This is a genomic window from Thermopolyspora sp. NPDC052614 (assembly GCF_040678635.1).
Lineage (GTDB): Bacteria > Actinomycetota > Actinomycetes > Streptosporangiales > Streptosporangiaceae > Thermopolyspora.
The window spans coordinates 332,205-347,121 of the sequence record NZ_JBFATZ010000002.1; the positions used below are offsets into that span (position 1 = coordinate 332,205).

Here is a 14,917-nt window from a genome sequence, read left to right on the forward strand (position 1 = left end):
TGTGGCGTTATGGATCTTCCTGCTGCGGGACCGCAAGGCCTACCCGATGAGGACACCCTGGTCATTCCGCACCAGTGGCGGAAGTCGGCGCATGTACGGCGAGGCGGGCCGATCGCCGAACAGGTGCGTGCCCCCGGGCGGGGTGGACTTCCCCCGGAAGTTCGGCAGCGGGCCGAGGACGTGCTCAACGGTCCGGTGACCGATCCGCGATTGGCGGAGCGGGGGCTCGCCTGGTTGCGCGGTGAGGCGGATCCGCTGGGCGCGGCGGTGGTCGCGCTGGCCGCGTTCGGGGATTTCCGCACGGAGGGTCCCGTCGAGGAGCTCTGGGGTGGCTGGCTCCATGAGCATGGCCTCGCCTTCACCGCCTGTGGCTTCGCCGAAATTGCCGCCCTCGCCATCAAAACGGACTATTCCCTGGAGCTATCAGATACGCGGCAGGGTGTCATATCCGCCCCACCAGACGCACGAAATTATCCTCTCTGGGCTTATGGCGAGCTGCGGTCGCTCCGGGCGTTGCTGGCCGTGGCGGACGAGCGGGATCACCAGGAGGTCGTGGAGCGCCTGGCGGGGCATCGCCGCACCCCGCTGCATCGGACCGTCGTCTCCTATCTGGTGCCGGGCCGTACCGACTGGGTGGACGAGTGCTGCGCGGAGTACGACGGCGCGGGCTCCATGATGCTGATGTTCGCCCTGGGGACGCCTCGTCACGTCGAATTGCTCGGCGGGCGGCTGGTCCCCTGGGCCTGGGAGTGGCCCACGCTTCTCGGCACGGTGATCGACGGGCTCGGCACGGCGGCGGTTCCGCTGCTGCTGCTGGGACTGGAGCGGCACCCCGAGGCCGAGCACCGGCGGCCGTTGCTGGACGCGCTCGCCCTGCTGCCATCCGACGAGGCGTTCCAGGCCCTGCTCGACCGGGCTGGTGAGAACCTTGTCGAGTCCACGCTGCTGACCGCGATGCGGCGGTTCCCGGTGCGCGTGCTGCGGCTGCTGGCACGGGCGGTGGCGCAGACGTCGAAACCGGACGGGCGCGTGGCCGCGTTGCTCGGCGCCCACCTGCGCATCCACCCGGAGCTCGTACGGGCCATGCCGCCCGGACTGGACCAGGAGTCCCGCGCGGCGATCGAGGCCGCGCACCGGGCGAACGCCGAGCGGCTACCGGAAGCGTCCGCCGAGGCGCTGCCGCCGTTGCTGACCGCGCCGCCCTGGACACGGGACCGGGACGTCGTCAAGCCGGTCGTCATCCGGGGTCTCACACCGCCCGCCGAGCGCGTCATGGTCTGGGAGACCGGGGAACGGGAGCGATGGGCGGAGCTGCGGCGCGAGGAACTGGACCGGTACTCCAGCGACTACTGGGAAAGGTCCCTCACGCTCCGGCGGGAGGGGAGATTCAACCCCTACCTGGAGCCGCAGCTGTTCGCCGGCGCGCCCCTGGAGCAGGTGCGGCCGCTCATCGCGGGCTGGGAACCCGACTCGGCGATATTCCACCGCGACGCCGCGCCGATGTGGCCCATCGTGGCACGCTTCGAAGCGGACGCGCTGCCGGCGGTGGTGCGGGCGGTCAAGGCGAGTTCCGCGCACGGCGGCCTGCTGTTGCCGTTCCTGGCCGCGGAGGCCGCGTCGGTGGCGGCCGAGTGGCTGGTACGGCTGAAGGGCGACGCCCGGGGTCACGCCTTGGCCTGGTTCGAGCGGCATGGCGTGGACGCCGTGCCGTATCTGGTGCCGGCCGCGCTCGGCAAGCCGGGCGGTCGGCGGTCGGACGCCGAGGCGGCGCTGCGGCGGGTGGCCGCCAAGGCCGGCGTCGACGAGGTCGCGAACGCGGCGCGGGCGCACGGCGAGAAGGCCGCGCGTGCGATCGAGGAGATGCTGCGGGCCGACCCGCTGGAGCATCTACCGGCCAAGATGCCGGTGGTGGGCGCGTGGGCCGAGCCGGAGACGCTGCCCCAGGTGCTGCTGCGTGACCGTGCGCACGCCCTGCCGACGGCGGCGGTCGGTCACCTGATCACCGTGCTCGCCCTGTCGAAACCGGATGAGGTGTACGCGGGGGTCGAGGTGGTGCGGGAGCTGTGCGACCCCGGCTCGCTGACGGAGTTCTCCTGGGCGCTGTTCGACAAGTGGCGGGCGGACGGGACGCCGACGCGGGACGGCTGGGTGCTGCACCAGCTGAGCCTGTTCGGCGACGACGACACCGTACGGCGGCTGACGCCGGTCATCCGGGCCTGGCCGGGACAGAACGGGCACGCCAAGGCGGTCGCCGGGCTGGACGTGCTCGCCGCGATCGGCACCGACGTCGCGCTGATGCACCTGTACGGCATCGCGCAGAAGGCGCAGTTCAAAGGGCTGAAGACGCGGGCTCAGGAGAAGGTCGCCGAGGTGGCGGCGGAGCTGGGGCTCACCACCGAGCAGCTCGCCGACCGGCTGGTGCCCGATTTCGGGCTGGACGCCGGGGGCGGCATGGTCCTGGATTACGGGCCGCGCCGCTTCCTCGTCGGCTTCGACGAAGGGCTGAAGCCGTACGTGGTGGAGGAGGGCGGCAAACCGCGGGCGAGCCTGCCCAAGCCGGGCGCGAAGGATGATCCGGAGCTGGCGCCGGCGGCGTACAAGCGGTTCGCCGCGTTGAAGAAGGACGTGCGCACGGTGGCCTCCGACCAGCTCACGCGGCTGGAGACGGCGATGGTGACCCGGCGTTCGTGGCCGGTGGCCGAGTTCACCGCGTATCTGGTGAATCATCCGCTGGTCTGGCACATCGTACGGCGGCTGGTGTGGCTGGCCGAGGACGGCGGCACGGTCACGGCGTTCCGGGTCGCCGAGGACCGCACGTTCGCCGACGTCGAGGACGAGACGCTGACGTTGCCAGGGTCCGCGCTGGTGCGGGTCGCGCATCCGGTCGAACTGGGCGGGTCGCTCGGCGCCTGGTCCCAGGTGTTCGCCGACTACGAGATCATCCAGCCGTTCCCGCAGTTGAGCCGTCCCGTCTACGCCCTCACCGAACAGGAGCGGGCGAGCGGGAGGCTGCGGCGATTCGAGGACACCTTGGTGACCGTGGGCGCGCTGCGGGGGCTCGCCCGCCGCGGCTGGGAGTGGGATGAGCCGCACGACGCCGGTCTGCGCTTCTACATCGCCCGCGAGGTCGCACCGGGCCGCCACGTGGTGCTCGGCCTGTTCGGCCACGGGGTCGGCGACCCCGACCCCACCGAGAGGGAAACGATCACCTATGTCTGGATCGGCGACCGCCCGGACGGCTACCGGCCGGGCCGCGACACCCCGTGGACGTTCGGCGAACTGGATCCGGTGACCGCCTCGGAACTCCTCGCCGAACTCACGAAGATCATCGAGCCCGAGGCGTAGTGCGGTGCCCGCGAACGTTCCGGTTCAGGAGAAGAGATCACGACGATGACGGCCGACACGATCGCACGGGCGCAACGACCGCCCGCCGAGGCGCGCTTCGCCGACGAGCTGGAACGGCTGCGCGAGAGCGACAGCGCGCCCCGGCCGCCGGGCTGGGCGCTCAGCATGGCGGCGGCGCGGCGGTTCATCGTCGGGGACGACGCCCTGGGAATCCGGCGGAAGTTCGTCGGTGACGCCGCGTTGATCGATCGGGCGCTGGTGTCGCTGGCGACGAGCCGGGGGCTGATGCTGGTCGGGGAGCCGGGGACGGCCAAGTCGCTGCTGTCGGAGCTGATCGCGGCGGCGGTGAGCGGGGATTCGACGCTCACCATTCAGGGCGGCGCGGCGACGACCGAGGACCAGATCAAATACTCGTGGAACTACGCGCTGCTGGTCTCCGAGGGGCCGTCCACGCGGTCGCTGGTGCCCGCGCCGCTGCTGCGCGGCATGGCCGAAGGCAAGATCGTGCGGTTCGAGGAGATCACGCGCTGTCCGCTGGAGGTTCAGGACTCGCTGCTGTCGCCGCTGTCGGACCGAGTGCTGGCCGTGCCCGAGCTGAGCGGGCCCGAGAGCATGGTGTTCGCGCGGGAGGGCTTCAACGTCATCGCCACGGCGAACACGCGGGACCGGGGGGTCAACGAGATGAGCGCCGCGCTCAAGCGGCGGTTCAACTTCGAGACCGTGTTCCCGATCGCCGACTTCGCCACCGAACTCGACCTGGTGGAGGCGGAGGCCGCCGCGCTGCTGCGGCGATCCGGGGTCGAGGCGCCGCTACGGCGGGACGTGCTGGAGGTGCTGGTGACGACGTTCCGGGAACTGCGCACCGGCATGGCGGCGGACGGGCAGAGCATGGAGCGGCCGTCCGCGGTGATGAGCACCGCCGAGGCGGTGTCGGTGGCGCACGCGATCGGCGTACGGGGCTGGTTCCTGCGCGGCGAGCCGGGCACCGCCGCCGACATCGTCGAATGCCTGGCCGGAACGGCGGCCAAGGACAATCCCGACGATCTCGCCCGGCTGCGGCGCTACCTGGAGCAGCAGGCGCCGCGTCGCAAGGGCGCGCAGTGGAAGGCCCTGTACGCGGCCCGGCACCGCCTGCCCGGCTGATGGCCGTCACGTTCGTCGGGGTCCGGCACCACAGCCCCGCGTGCGCCCGGCTCGTCCGGCGGGTCATCGAGCGGGTACGGCCCGCCTACGTGCTGGTGGAGGGGCCCGCCGACTTCAACGACCGGATCGACGAGCTGCTGCTCGGGCACGAGCCGCCCATCGCGATCTTCAGCCACTACCGGGACGGCGAGCGGGTGCACGCCTCCTGGACGCCGTTCTGCGACTACTCCCCGGAGTGGGTGGCGATCACCACCGGCCGGGAGACCGGGGCGCAGGTGCGGTTCATCGACCTGCCCGCCTGGCACCCGGCCTTCGCCCTACGCCGCAACCGCTACGCCGACGCCGAGGAGCGCTACGCCGAGGTGACGGCCCGTCTCTGCCGCGCCTTCGCCGTCGACAACGCCGACACGCTCTGGGACCACCTGTTCGAGGCCGACCTCGCCGCCCCCGACGACCCCACCGATGATCTTGAAGACTTGGAGGAACGGCTCGCCACCTACTTCGACCTGGTACGGGGCGAGTCGGCGGCGGACCCGGACGACGTCGCACGCGAGGAGTACATGGCCCGCTGGGTCCGAGCCGCCACCGCCCACGCGAAGGGCCGCCCTGTGGTGGTCGTGACGGGAGGGTTTCACCGGCCCGCTTTGCGCGCCTTCGCCGGGAAGGTGGTCTCCCCGGGTGAGGAGGCCTGGCCGGAGGTGCCGCTGCCGCCGGGGGGCGCGGTCGCGGGCAGTTATCTGGTGCCGTACTCGTTCCGGCGGCTGGACGCGTTCACCGGCTACCAGTCCGGGATGCCCTCGCCGGAGTACTACCAGCGGTTGTGGGAGGGCGGCGCGGAGGAGGCCGCGGCGGGGCTCACCGAGACCGTCGTGCGGCGGCTGCGGGAGCGGCGTCAGCGGGTCTCGACGGCCGATCTCATCGCGGCGCGGGCGCTCACCGACGGGCTGGCGCGGCTGCGGGGGCATCGTTGGCCGAGCCGTACCGATCTGCTGGACGGGCTCGTCGCCGCGCTGATCACCGACGATCTCGAACGGCCGCTGCCGTGGACGGCGCGGGGGACCCTCGCGGAGGGCACGCATCCGGTGGTGGTGGAGATGGTCGCCGCGCTGAGCGGCGACCGGGTGGGGCGGCTGCGGCCGGGGACGCCCGCGCCTCCGCTGGTGCACGACGCGACCGCGGAGCTGGAGCGGCTGGGGCTCGACCGGGAGGGCGCGGTCACGTTGCGCCTGGCGGACGAGCGCGGCCTGGCGCGCAGCCGCGCCCTGCACCGGCTGCGGGTGCTGGGTGTTCCCGGGTTCGTACGGGAGAGCGGGCCGGAGACCGGGGCGGATCCGGTGGTCGAGGAACGGTGGACATTGTCCGGGCACGCCGACCGGCTGCCGGCGTTGATCGAAGCGGGCGCGTACGGCCCGACGCTCGCCGAGGCCGCGTCGGCCGTGCTGGAGCAGCGGGCGGTCGGGGCAGGTGGCGACGTTGGGCTGCTCGCCGGCGTGCTCTTCGACGCCGCCCTGTGCGGCCGGGCGGATCAGGTGGACCGCATCGCTGAGGCCATCGCGGCCGGGATCGCGCGGGCGGTGGAGGTGGGGGCGCTCGGGCGCGTGCTCGGCACCGTGCTCGGGCTGTGGCGGCACGATCGGCTGCTCGGCACCGCACGCAGCCCGCTGTTCGGCACCGTCGTCGACGGATGCGTCACCCGGGTGATGTGGCTGGTGGAGGGCGTACGCGGCGGTCCCGCCCCGGCCGACCTCGGCAGGCTGCACGCCCTCGCGGCGGTCCGGGACGCGGTGCTGCACGCCGCCGCCCCGCTGGGACTCAACCGCGACGCCGTGCTCGCCGTGGTCGGGCGGATCAGCGCGGACACCGCCGCCCCGCCCGATCTGCGCGGCGGCGCCTTCGGCCTGACCTGGTCGCTCGGGGTGGCGGCCGATCCGGCGCGAGCCGTACTCGGGGTGGCGAGGCCCGAGACCCTCGGCGACTGGCTCGCCGGACTGTTCGCCTTGGCCCGCGACGAGGTGCTTGCCGTCGGAACCCCCGCCGACTCGGCGGTGACTCCCGCCGATCGGGCGGTGACCGCCGCTGACCCGGCCGTGACCCCTGGCGGTGACGACGAGTCCGGCCGTAGCGAGCCCGCTCCCGTCGACGTGAGTTCGAGCGGGGCCGCCGGGTCTTCCGGCGCGGGTGGCGGGGGTCATGTTCTGCGCGTTCTCGATGAATTGATCAGTGGGTGGCCGGAGAGCGACTTCCTGGTCGCGCTTCCGGCGCTGCGGCAGGCGTTCGAGTTCTTTCCGCCGCGTGAGCGCGAGGCGATCGCCCAGCGGCTGCTGGAGCATCGGGGCCTGACCGGCACGGCGCGTGGGCTGCTGCGGACCTCCGCCGATCCGCTGCTGATCGCCGAGGCGATGGAGCTGGAGGAGAAGGTGAACCGGCTGCTGGCGGCCGAAGGGCTCATTCCACGGAAGGAACCGGCGTGACCGAGAGCCGATTCGGCCGTCTTGGCGAGAATTCGCCGGATTTAGCCGCCGCCTCCGCGTCGGCGGCATTTACCGATGCCGACGGGGTGCCGGATTCGGGGCAGGATCCCTCCGCGTCGGCGGTATCGCCTGGCGTTGACGGGATGCCGGATCCGGGGCTGGAGCGCTGGCGGCTCATCCTGGGGGAGGCCGCAGAGCGGTACACCGGGGCGCTCAGCGGGGAGGCCGCGCGTCGGGACCGCGCCCTGGAGTGGCTGTACGGACGTGACCCCGATCGGCAGCGGCGCGGAGTGCGGCGCGGTGGCGCGGGCGGTGGGGGAGACGATCACCAGCGCGGCGGCGCGGGCGGCAAAGGAGGCGATCATCGGCGCGGCGGCGACCGGCAGGGGGGAAGCGGCCCGTCGGTGCTCACCACCGTGGACTGGCTGGACGATGTGCACCGGCTGTTTCCCAAGGAGACGATCGAGCGGCTGGAGCGGGACGCGGTCGAGCGTTACGGCATCCACGAGGTCGTCACCGATCCCACCGTGCTGGCGCGCGTCGAGCCGAACGAGACGCTGCTGCGCGCCGTCCTGCGGACCAAGCATTTGATGAACGACGAGGTGCTGGCCCTCGCGCGGCGCATCGTCGAGCACGTGGTGCGCGAGCTCATGCGGCGGCTCGCGGTGGAGGTAAGGCAGGCGTTCCACGGTACGCGGTCGCGGCGGCCGAGCCGGTTGAAGAGCGCGAGGGACTTCGACTTCCACGGCACGATCCGGGCGAACCTCGCGCACTACCGGCCGGAGGAGAAACGCGTCTACATCGAGCATCCCAAGTTCCTGTCGCGCACCCGACGGCACCTGGAACGGTGGCAGCTCATCCTGCTGGTGGACCAGTCCGGCTCGATGACGAACTCGGTCATCCACTCCGCCGTCACCGCCGCCTGCCTGTGGGGCCTTCCGGGGCTCAAGACCCACCTGGTCGCGTTCGACACCGAGGTGGTGGACCTGACCTCCGACGTCACCGACCCGGTGGAACTGCTCCTCAAGGTGCAGCTCGGCGGCGGCACCGACATCGCCCGCGCGGTCACGTACGGCGCCACACTCATCGAGAATCCACGTCGCACGATCTTCGCCGTGATCAGCGACTTCTACGAAGGCGGCGACTCCCACCTGCTCGTCCGCACCGTCCGCGAGCTCGTACGGCAGGGCACGCGGGTGCTCGGCCTGGCCGCGCTCGACGAGGACGCCAACCCCGACTACGACCGCGACCTCGCACAGCGTCTCGCCGACGCCGGAGCGCACGTCGGCGCGATGCCCCCCGGGGAGCTCGCCGCCTTCGTCGCCGAGAGGATCGGCCGATGACCCGCGCCGATCTGCTCGCCCTGACCCCCGCCGCGCTCGCCGCGCTCGCCAACCGGGGGTTGGTGAAGCGTGCCGCCAAAGAGCTTGACGCCGGGATCGTCCCCGAGTTGACCCTCGACGCCGACGGCACCCTCCACGGCCGCTTCCCCGACGGCGTACAGGCGGTCTTCCCCCGGGAGGGCGGCTTCGAGAGCGCCCGCTGTACGTGCGCCGCCGTCGGCGCGTGCCGCCACCGCATCGCGCTGGCCCTCGCCTACCAGCGCCAAGCCGCCGCCGCCCCGGCCGCGGCCCAGGACGAATCCGCCGTTCCGCCCAATCCGAACGATGAGGTGGGGATCGCGGCCCGCCCGGATGACGGGCGCGGGGCGTGGGAGGACTGGTCACCCGGCGACTTCGACGACACCCTGCTGGTTCGGGTGCTGGGGCGGCGGGCGGTCGATGCGGCGCGGCGGACCCGGCGGGCGGGGTACTCGGCGCGGATCCGCCGGCCCACCGCCGACGACCCGTCGGTGCTGGTGGAACTGCCCGCCTGCACCGTCCGGTTCCTGGTGCCGGGGGAGTTGGGGTACGTGCACACCGACGTCGGTGCGGTACGGCGCGGCGAGGTCATCATCCTCGCGGTGTGGGCGTGCCGTGTGGCCGACGAGCGAGGGCTGCGGGGCCTTGACGTCCGCGTCGATGTGGGGGTCGATGTGGGGGGCGATGTCGGCGTCGATGTCGGCGTCGATGTGGGCGTCGATGCGGGCGTCGGCATGGGCGTTGACGTGGACGGGGAAGTCGCCGGGGAAGCCGCAGGGGAGGCAACCGGCGGAGCGCGCGCGAAGGCGGGGCGGGGCGCGGGGAGGTCGGGGAGGTCGGGGCTGGAAGGCGCGCTCGGCCTGATCGACCAGGTGCTGCTCGATGGCGCGGCGCACGCCGGGCCGGTGCTGGTCACCTCGCTGGGGCGGACGCGCCGAGAGTTGAGCGCCGCCGGTCTGCACTGGCCGGCCGACGCGCTGGAGGACCTCGCCGCCCAGCTCACCGCCTACCGCGAGCGCGCCGCCGCCTACGCGCCCGAACGGCTCGCCGCGCTGGTCGTCGAGACCCATGCCCGGCACCGCGCCGCCCTGCATCCGGAGGGCACCCCGCGCTCGCAGGTGCTGGGGGCCGGCGAGCGGGCGGAGACGCCGCTGCGTCAGGTACGGCTCACCGCGCTCGGCTGCCGGATCGGCGGGGCCGACGGCGAGCGGACCGCCGAGATCTACTTCGCCCAGCCCTCGGCGGGGATCGTGCTGGTGCTGAGGCGGCGCTGGGAGGTGGGCGAGGGCGAGGCGCCCACCGGGCATGATCTCGCCGGTCGCAGGTTGTCCGGCTCGACCCTGGCTGCACTCGCCACCGCCAACGTCGTTACCGAGAACGCGTCGCGCACGGCGGGGCGGGTCGTACGGATGGGCCAGGGCAGGTTGTCGAAGACGAGCGTGACCCCGGTCGGCTCGGCGTGGGCGGACCTGCCGGGCTCCCTGCTGGTACGGGACCTGGCGGCGCTGGACCGGGAAGTGGCCGCGATGCCGCCGCGCTCGATCCGGCCGCGCGTGCGGGCCGAACTCGTCCGCGTGATCGAGGCCGCCGAGGTCGCCGCGATCGGCTACGACCCGGGCGGCCAGCGCCTGGAGGCGACGATCACGGACGCCGCCGGCACGACGGCCCTGCTCAGCGCCGCGTACAACCCCTACTGCCCAGGCGCTCTCGACCGCCTCGCCGAGACCCTCGCAGGTCATCGCGCCGGCCCGCTGTACCTCAGCGCGTCCGTACGCCGGGCGCGCGGCGGCCTCGTCCTGGACCCGTTGGCGATCATGTCGGATGGCGTGGTCGTCGTCCCCGACCTGGCCCCCGGCGACGGCAGCGGGTCGCTGGACATCGGTGCCGCGCAGCAGGCCGACCCGCTCGACGCCGCCCTCGACCGAGCCTTCGCCGCCTGCGCCGACCTTGCCCATCGGGGCCTGCGCCACGTCACCCCGGGCCCGCGGACCCGGCTTGATGAGGCGGTGCGCGACCTGCGCGCCCTCGGCCTGCGCACAGCCGCGCACCTGCTCGCCGAACTCGGGACCGCACTGCATGGCGACGACCCCAAGCGCATGACACGCACCTGGGTAGACGCCTGCCTTCACCTGGTCACTGCGGCCGAGCTCCGCTGACTCGCCGGGAGGAGTGAGGGGAGCGCCAGCCCCTCGATGGGGGAGCGCGCCTCGTCAAGGGGACTGTCCGCTCCCCCAGGCGATCTCACTTGGGCGGGTCGATGCCCAGCCAGCGGTAGGCGTTGTGCCAGGTGATGTCGGTCAGCACGTCCTCGGGCAGGTCGAGGGAGCGCAGGGTGCGGCCGGCCGGGTCCTCGCGGTCCATCGCCGGGAAGTCCGAGCCGACCAGCAGCCGGTCGTGGCCGAGCAGGTCGATCAGGTAGCGGATGGCCCGTCGGTCGAACACCATCGAGTCGTAGTAGAAGCGGCGGGCGTACTCCATCGGGGACGGTCCGTCGGTGTGGGCGACGGCCCGCTCGGGGATCGGCGGCTCCTCGTTCCAGGTGCCGCCCCAGAAGTACTGGGCGCGCGGCAGCAGCAGCGGCAGGCCGCCCGCCGCGTGGCTGAACGAGACCCGCAGGTTGGGGCATTTCTCCGCGGTGCCGCCCGCGATCAGGGAGCCCGCCGCGAACATGCCTTCGACGCCGACGACGTACGTGCCCATCGTGTTCATGGGCAGCCGCTCGGTCGGGGACGGCATCGCGTGCACGAAGATCGGCAGGTCGAGGCGCTCGGCCTCCTGGAAGAACGGCAGGAAGCGCTCGTCGCCGATGGACGCGCCGAGCACCCCGGAGGCGATCTCGACGCCGTGCAGGCCCGCCTCGCGGATCGCCTTCAGTTCGGCCGCGGCGGCGTCGGGGTCCTGCAGCGGCACCATGCCGAAGCCGATGAGCCGCTCGGGGTTCGCGGCGCACAGCTCGGCGGTGAACTCGTTGACCCAGCGGGCCAGCGCGAGCCCGTCGGCGGCGGGCAGGTCGTAGCGCAGCAGCGGCGGCATCGGGGTGAGCACCTCGGCGGTGACGCCGGAGGCGTCCATCGCCTCGATGCGGCGCTCGGCCTCGAAGAACACGTCGCGGGCGCGGAACCGGGTGGCGCCGAACACCAGCAGGCGCGCGGTCTCGCCGTCGATCGGCTCCATGCGGGGGAAGCACTCGGGGGCGTCGGCCGGGTAGTCGCGGGGGAGCAGGTGGGCGTGGGCGTCGACAAGCATGGGGGAACCTCCCGGGCGGGGATCAGGAGTTGGGGTGGACCGAGACGTGGATCGGGGCCTCGCCGGGGACCTCGCCGCCGAGGGTCTCGATCGCCAGGGCGGTCTCGTCGAGGGTGAACGAGTGGGTGTGCAGCTTCTCCAGCGGGTAGCGGCGCGACTCGATGATGCCGATCGCCTCGCGGTTGGCCCGGTTGTCCACGCCGAACGCGCCCTTCACCGTGAGCGCCCGGTTGATGATCACGTCGGTCTTGAGGGGGATCTCCCGGCCGCCCTTGAGGCCGGCGAGCACCACGGTGCCGCCGTGCCGGGCGGCGAGCAGCGCGTCGGTGATCGGCCCGGCGGCCATCGGGGTCAGCTCCAGCACGGTGTCGGCCATCTCGCCGTCGGTGAGCTCGCGTACGGTCTCGACCGTGTCCTGGGCGTCGTCCCCGTCCACGACGATCGTGTGGTCGGCGCCGAACTCGCGAGCGAGGGCGAGCTTGTGCGCGTCCGCCGCCAGGCCGGTCACGATGATCTTTCCGGCGCCGGCGGCGCGGCAGGCGATGACCGCGGCGAGGCCGCGCTGTCCCGAGCCGAGGATGAGCACGGTGTCGCCGAGCCGTACGCCGCCGTAGTGCAGGGCCCAGCGCACGCCGGCGCCGAGCGGGTTGAACATCGCGGCGATCTCGGCCGGGAGGGTCTTGTCGATCGGGTGCAGGATCGAGTTCGGGGACAGGTACATGTACTCGGCGAAGCCGCCCCACAGCGACGGCGCCACGTCGACCGGGGTCACGCCGTGGCTGCCCGTGCGGTTCGGGCAGGACTGGTACTGGCCGGTCAGGCACTTGCGGCAGGAGTGGCAGGGCACGATGATCTCCACGGCCACCCGGTCGCCGGGCTTGACCCCCCACCGGGCCGCCGCCCGCTCGCCGACCTCCTCGATGATGCCCATCGGCTCGTGGCCCGGCACGAACGGCTTGGGGTCGCCCTTCGACGCCGACCCGAGGTGTCCCTTGTAGATCTCCACGTCGCTGCCGCAGATGCCGTTGGCCTCGACGCGCAGTAGCCCGTCGTCCGGCCCGATCTTCGGGCGTGGGAACTCGCGTATCTCGATCTTCCGGGGAGCTACCTGAACAGCCGCGCGTACCGTGTCTGCCATAAGAAGGCCGGCCTCTCTTCTGGTGGATCGGTCGGTGCGGCCCGGCGCGTCGCGACGCCTCGATGGCCGGTCGCGCCGCCCCGCGTCGCGCCGATCCGCGTTGTGCCTCGCAGTCAGAATGTCGAGGGGGTCGGGTGAAAGCGACGTGGATTTCACGTCGCGGAAACCAATCGCTCGCCCCGGCGGTCCACCATGGGAACATCGGCGGCCCGCCCTCGCTGCGACCCGACAGACGCTAATCAACCGTCATGTCATGGGATAACTCGCTAATGACGGGCGTACCCACTGTCGAATAGTCGCAGCCTGGATACGTCATTTGTCCCGGTATTGCGCGCGGCATCCTGCTGCCGCGATCTTCGCGTATACGCGATCCGAACCTTGTCTTCCGTCTCACAGAAGCCTGCTTTGCCGGGCGGAGAGCACACGGTCACTCTTGGCTCATCAGTGAGCCAGGCCACACTCCGGAGTGGTCGGGGGTCCACGTTCGAGGGGTTCGACCCAAGGTGTTCGACCTTCGCCTGGAGCGCTTCGCGACTACATAACGGTCACTGTGTCGCGATAACTAAAGCAGGAGGACACGAGTGAGAACGAAGACACAGCGAATAGCTGTCCTTCTGGCGGCGCTGCTGGGCGTTGCCGCATGCAGCAGCACCCAGAGTGCGTCCACGGGCGGTTCGTCGGCGGCGGTGGAGTCGCCTCGGCGCGGTGGCGAGATCACCGTGCTGGAGGACGCCGGCTTCAGCGGCGCATGGCCGACCGGGCTCGACCCGGCGACCAACACCACCGGCGGCGCGAACCTCCCCCAGATGAGCTCCATCTACGGCGGTCTGTTCGCGCTCACCGCCAACGACGACGGCTCCAACGCCAAGGTCGAGCCCAACCAGGCCGAGAGCTACGAGCTGCTCGACGGCGGCAAGACCCTGAAGATCAAGATCCGCGAGGGCATCAAGTTCACCGACGGCACCGCGCTCGACGCCGAGGCCGTGAAGTTCAACTTCGAGCGCGACCTGAAGTCCAACTGCTCCTGCGCGCCGCGCTGGCCGCTGGTGGAGAAGGACCCGATCACGATCGAGGGCACGGACACCGTCGTGATCAAGTTCACCCAGCCGAACGCCGCCGTCATCAACGGCTTCCCGGTCTCGAACGTCAACTGGATCGCCTCCCCGACCGCGCTCAAGCAGCTCGGCGAGGACAAGTTCCGGGTCACCCCGGTCGGCGCCGGCCCGTTCAAGGTCGTCAGCAACAAGATGAGCTCGGAGCTGGTGCTGCAGCGCAACCCCGACTACTTCAAGCCGGGGCTGCCCTACCTCGACAAGATCACTTTCAAGGCGATCGGCGGTGACCAGGCCGCCTTCCAGGCGCTGCTGGCCGGCCAGGCCCAGGCGTACGAGGGCATGAGCACCGTGCCGCTGCTGGAGCAGGCCCAGAACAACGACCGGCTCGTCGTCACGCTCCAGCCGCCGACGTCGCCGTACGTCGTCCAGCTCAACACCAAGACCGCACCATTCGACAACGAGAAGGCGCGGCAGGCGATCTACTACGCGACCGACTTCGACGCGATCGCGAAGGGCCTGTTCAAGGAGGCCTACCCGGTGAGCCAGTCGTTCACCGCGCCCGGCGGCCTCTTCTACAACCAGACCGTGCCCGGCTACCGCACCTACGACCTGGCGAAGGCCAAGCAGCTCGTGCAGGAGCTCGGCGGCCTCAAGGTCGAGCTCGGCACCCTGTCCTCGTACGTGGCCAAGCAGGTGATGACGGCGCTGCAGACCCAGTGGCAGCAGGCCGGCATCCAGGTCACCATCACCGACCACCAGCTCTCCACGCTGGTCGAGCAGTTCAACTCCGGCAAGTGGCAGGCCATGCTGCAGACCGCGGGCGCGTGGGACCCGGCCGCCGGCGTGGGCGTCGCCTTCCGCTTCCAGTCCACCTCGCCGTTCAGCGGCGTGAAGGACCCCAAGGTCGACGAGCTGATGAGCAAGGGCGCGTCCTCCATCGACGCGACCGAGCGTGAGCAGATCTACAACGAGCTCGGCAAGTACATCAGCGACAAGGCGTACGCGCCGTTCGGCCTGGCGTTCGCCCCGGCGAACGTGGCGGTGAAGGGCGTGTACGGACCCGGCCTCACCACCAAGATCCCGCCCTTGGTCGTCAACTCGGCGGTGCTGTGGGACAAGGTCTGGAGGAGTCAGTGACGCTCGCCGTAGAGCGGCGTA

At 71.9% G+C, this 14,917-nt stretch carries 9 protein-coding genes; 6 read left to right on the top strand and 3 right to left on the bottom strand.

What is annotated here, in order from left to right:
* Positions 1 to 39: 39 nt before the first annotated feature.
* Entirely contained in the window at positions 40 to 348 is a 309-nt protein-coding gene (locus AB0K60_RS04975) for a hypothetical protein (protein WP_364048703.1), read from the bottom strand.
* Between the two features lie 174 nt (positions 349 to 522).
* Here AB0K60_RS04975 and AB0K60_RS04980 point away from each other — a divergent pair, with 174 nt between their 5' ends.
* The 5 genes from AB0K60_RS04980 to AB0K60_RS05000 all read left to right on the top strand — a co-directional run bounded on the left by AB0K60_RS04980 (position 523) and on the right by AB0K60_RS05000 (position 10,476).
* The gene (locus tag AB0K60_RS04980) at positions 523 to 3,345 is read left to right on the top strand and encodes a DUF4132 domain-containing protein (RefSeq protein ID WP_364049284.1); all 2,823 of its coding nucleotides are present in this window, start codon (positions 523 to 525) and stop codon (positions 3,343 to 3,345) included.
* A 45-nt stretch (positions 3,346 to 3,390) separates the two neighbouring features.
* Complete coding sequence (locus AB0K60_RS04985; protein ID WP_364048705.1) at positions 3,391 to 4,488, top strand: AAA family ATPase; 1,098 nt, start codon at positions 3,391 to 3,393, stop codon at positions 4,486 to 4,488.
* Entirely contained in the window at positions 4,446 to 6,959 is a 2,514-nt protein-coding gene (locus tag AB0K60_RS04990; protein WP_364048707.1) for a DUF5682 family protein, read from the top strand. Before AB0K60_RS04985 ends, AB0K60_RS04990 begins: the two co-directional genes overlap by 43 nt.
* A 143-nt stretch (positions 6,960 to 7,102) precedes the next feature.
* Entirely contained in the window at positions 7,103 to 8,302 is a 1,200-nt protein-coding gene (locus tag AB0K60_RS04995) for a VWA domain-containing protein (protein WP_364048709.1), read from the top strand.
* Positions 8,299 to 10,476 (top strand): hypothetical protein, encoded by a 2,178-nt coding sequence (locus AB0K60_RS05000; protein WP_364048711.1) that lies wholly within the window; start codon positions 8,299 to 8,301, stop codon positions 10,474 to 10,476. The genes AB0K60_RS04995 and AB0K60_RS05000 overlap by 4 nt, the downstream gene beginning before the upstream one ends.
* A gap of 85 nt (positions 10,477 to 10,561) precedes the next feature.
* Here the strand turns inward: AB0K60_RS05000 and AB0K60_RS05005 are convergent, their stop codons facing one another.
* Positions 10,562 to 11,566 carry an amidohydrolase family protein gene (locus AB0K60_RS05005; protein ID WP_364048713.1) on the bottom strand — a complete coding sequence of 335 codons (1,005 nt, stop codon included), beginning with the start codon at positions 11,564 to 11,566 and terminating at the stop codon, positions 10,562 to 10,564.
* 22 nt (positions 11,567 to 11,588) lie between these two features.
* Positions 11,589 to 12,704: a zinc-binding dehydrogenase gene (locus AB0K60_RS05010; protein ID WP_364048715.1), complete on the bottom strand. Its 1,116-nt coding sequence runs from the start codon at positions 12,702 to 12,704 to the stop codon at positions 11,589 to 11,591.
* 581 nt (positions 12,705 to 13,285) lie between these two features.
* Here AB0K60_RS05010 and AB0K60_RS05015 point away from each other — a divergent pair.
* Positions 13,286 to 14,896 carry an ABC transporter substrate-binding protein gene (locus AB0K60_RS05015; protein ID WP_364048717.1) on the top strand — a complete coding sequence of 537 codons (1,611 nt, stop codon included), beginning with the start codon at positions 13,286 to 13,288 and terminating at the stop codon, positions 14,894 to 14,896.
* Positions 14,897 to 14,917 lie beyond the last annotated feature (21 nt).

Coding starts and splice junctions, on each gene's coding strand:
- AB0K60_RS04995 (WP_364048709.1), top strand. CDS start 7,103: ATGCCGGATCCGGGGCTGGAGCGCTGGCGGCTCATCCTGGGGGAGGCC.
- AB0K60_RS05000 (WP_364048711.1), top strand. CDS start 8,299: ATGACCCGCGCCGATCTGCTCGCCCTGACCCCCGCCGCGCTCGCCGCG.
- AB0K60_RS04975 (WP_364048703.1), bottom strand. CDS start 348: ATGCTCATGGAGCCAGCCACCCCAGAGCTCCTCGACGGGACCCTCCGT.
- AB0K60_RS05010 (WP_364048715.1), bottom strand. CDS start 12,704: ATGGCAGACACGGTACGCGCGGCTGTTCAGGTAGCTCCCCGGAAGATC.
- AB0K60_RS04985 (WP_364048705.1), top strand. CDS start 3,391: ATGACGGCCGACACGATCGCACGGGCGCAACGACCGCCCGCCGAGGCG.
- AB0K60_RS05005 (WP_364048713.1), bottom strand. CDS start 11,566: ATGCTTGTCGACGCCCACGCCCACCTGCTCCCCCGCGACTACCCGGCC.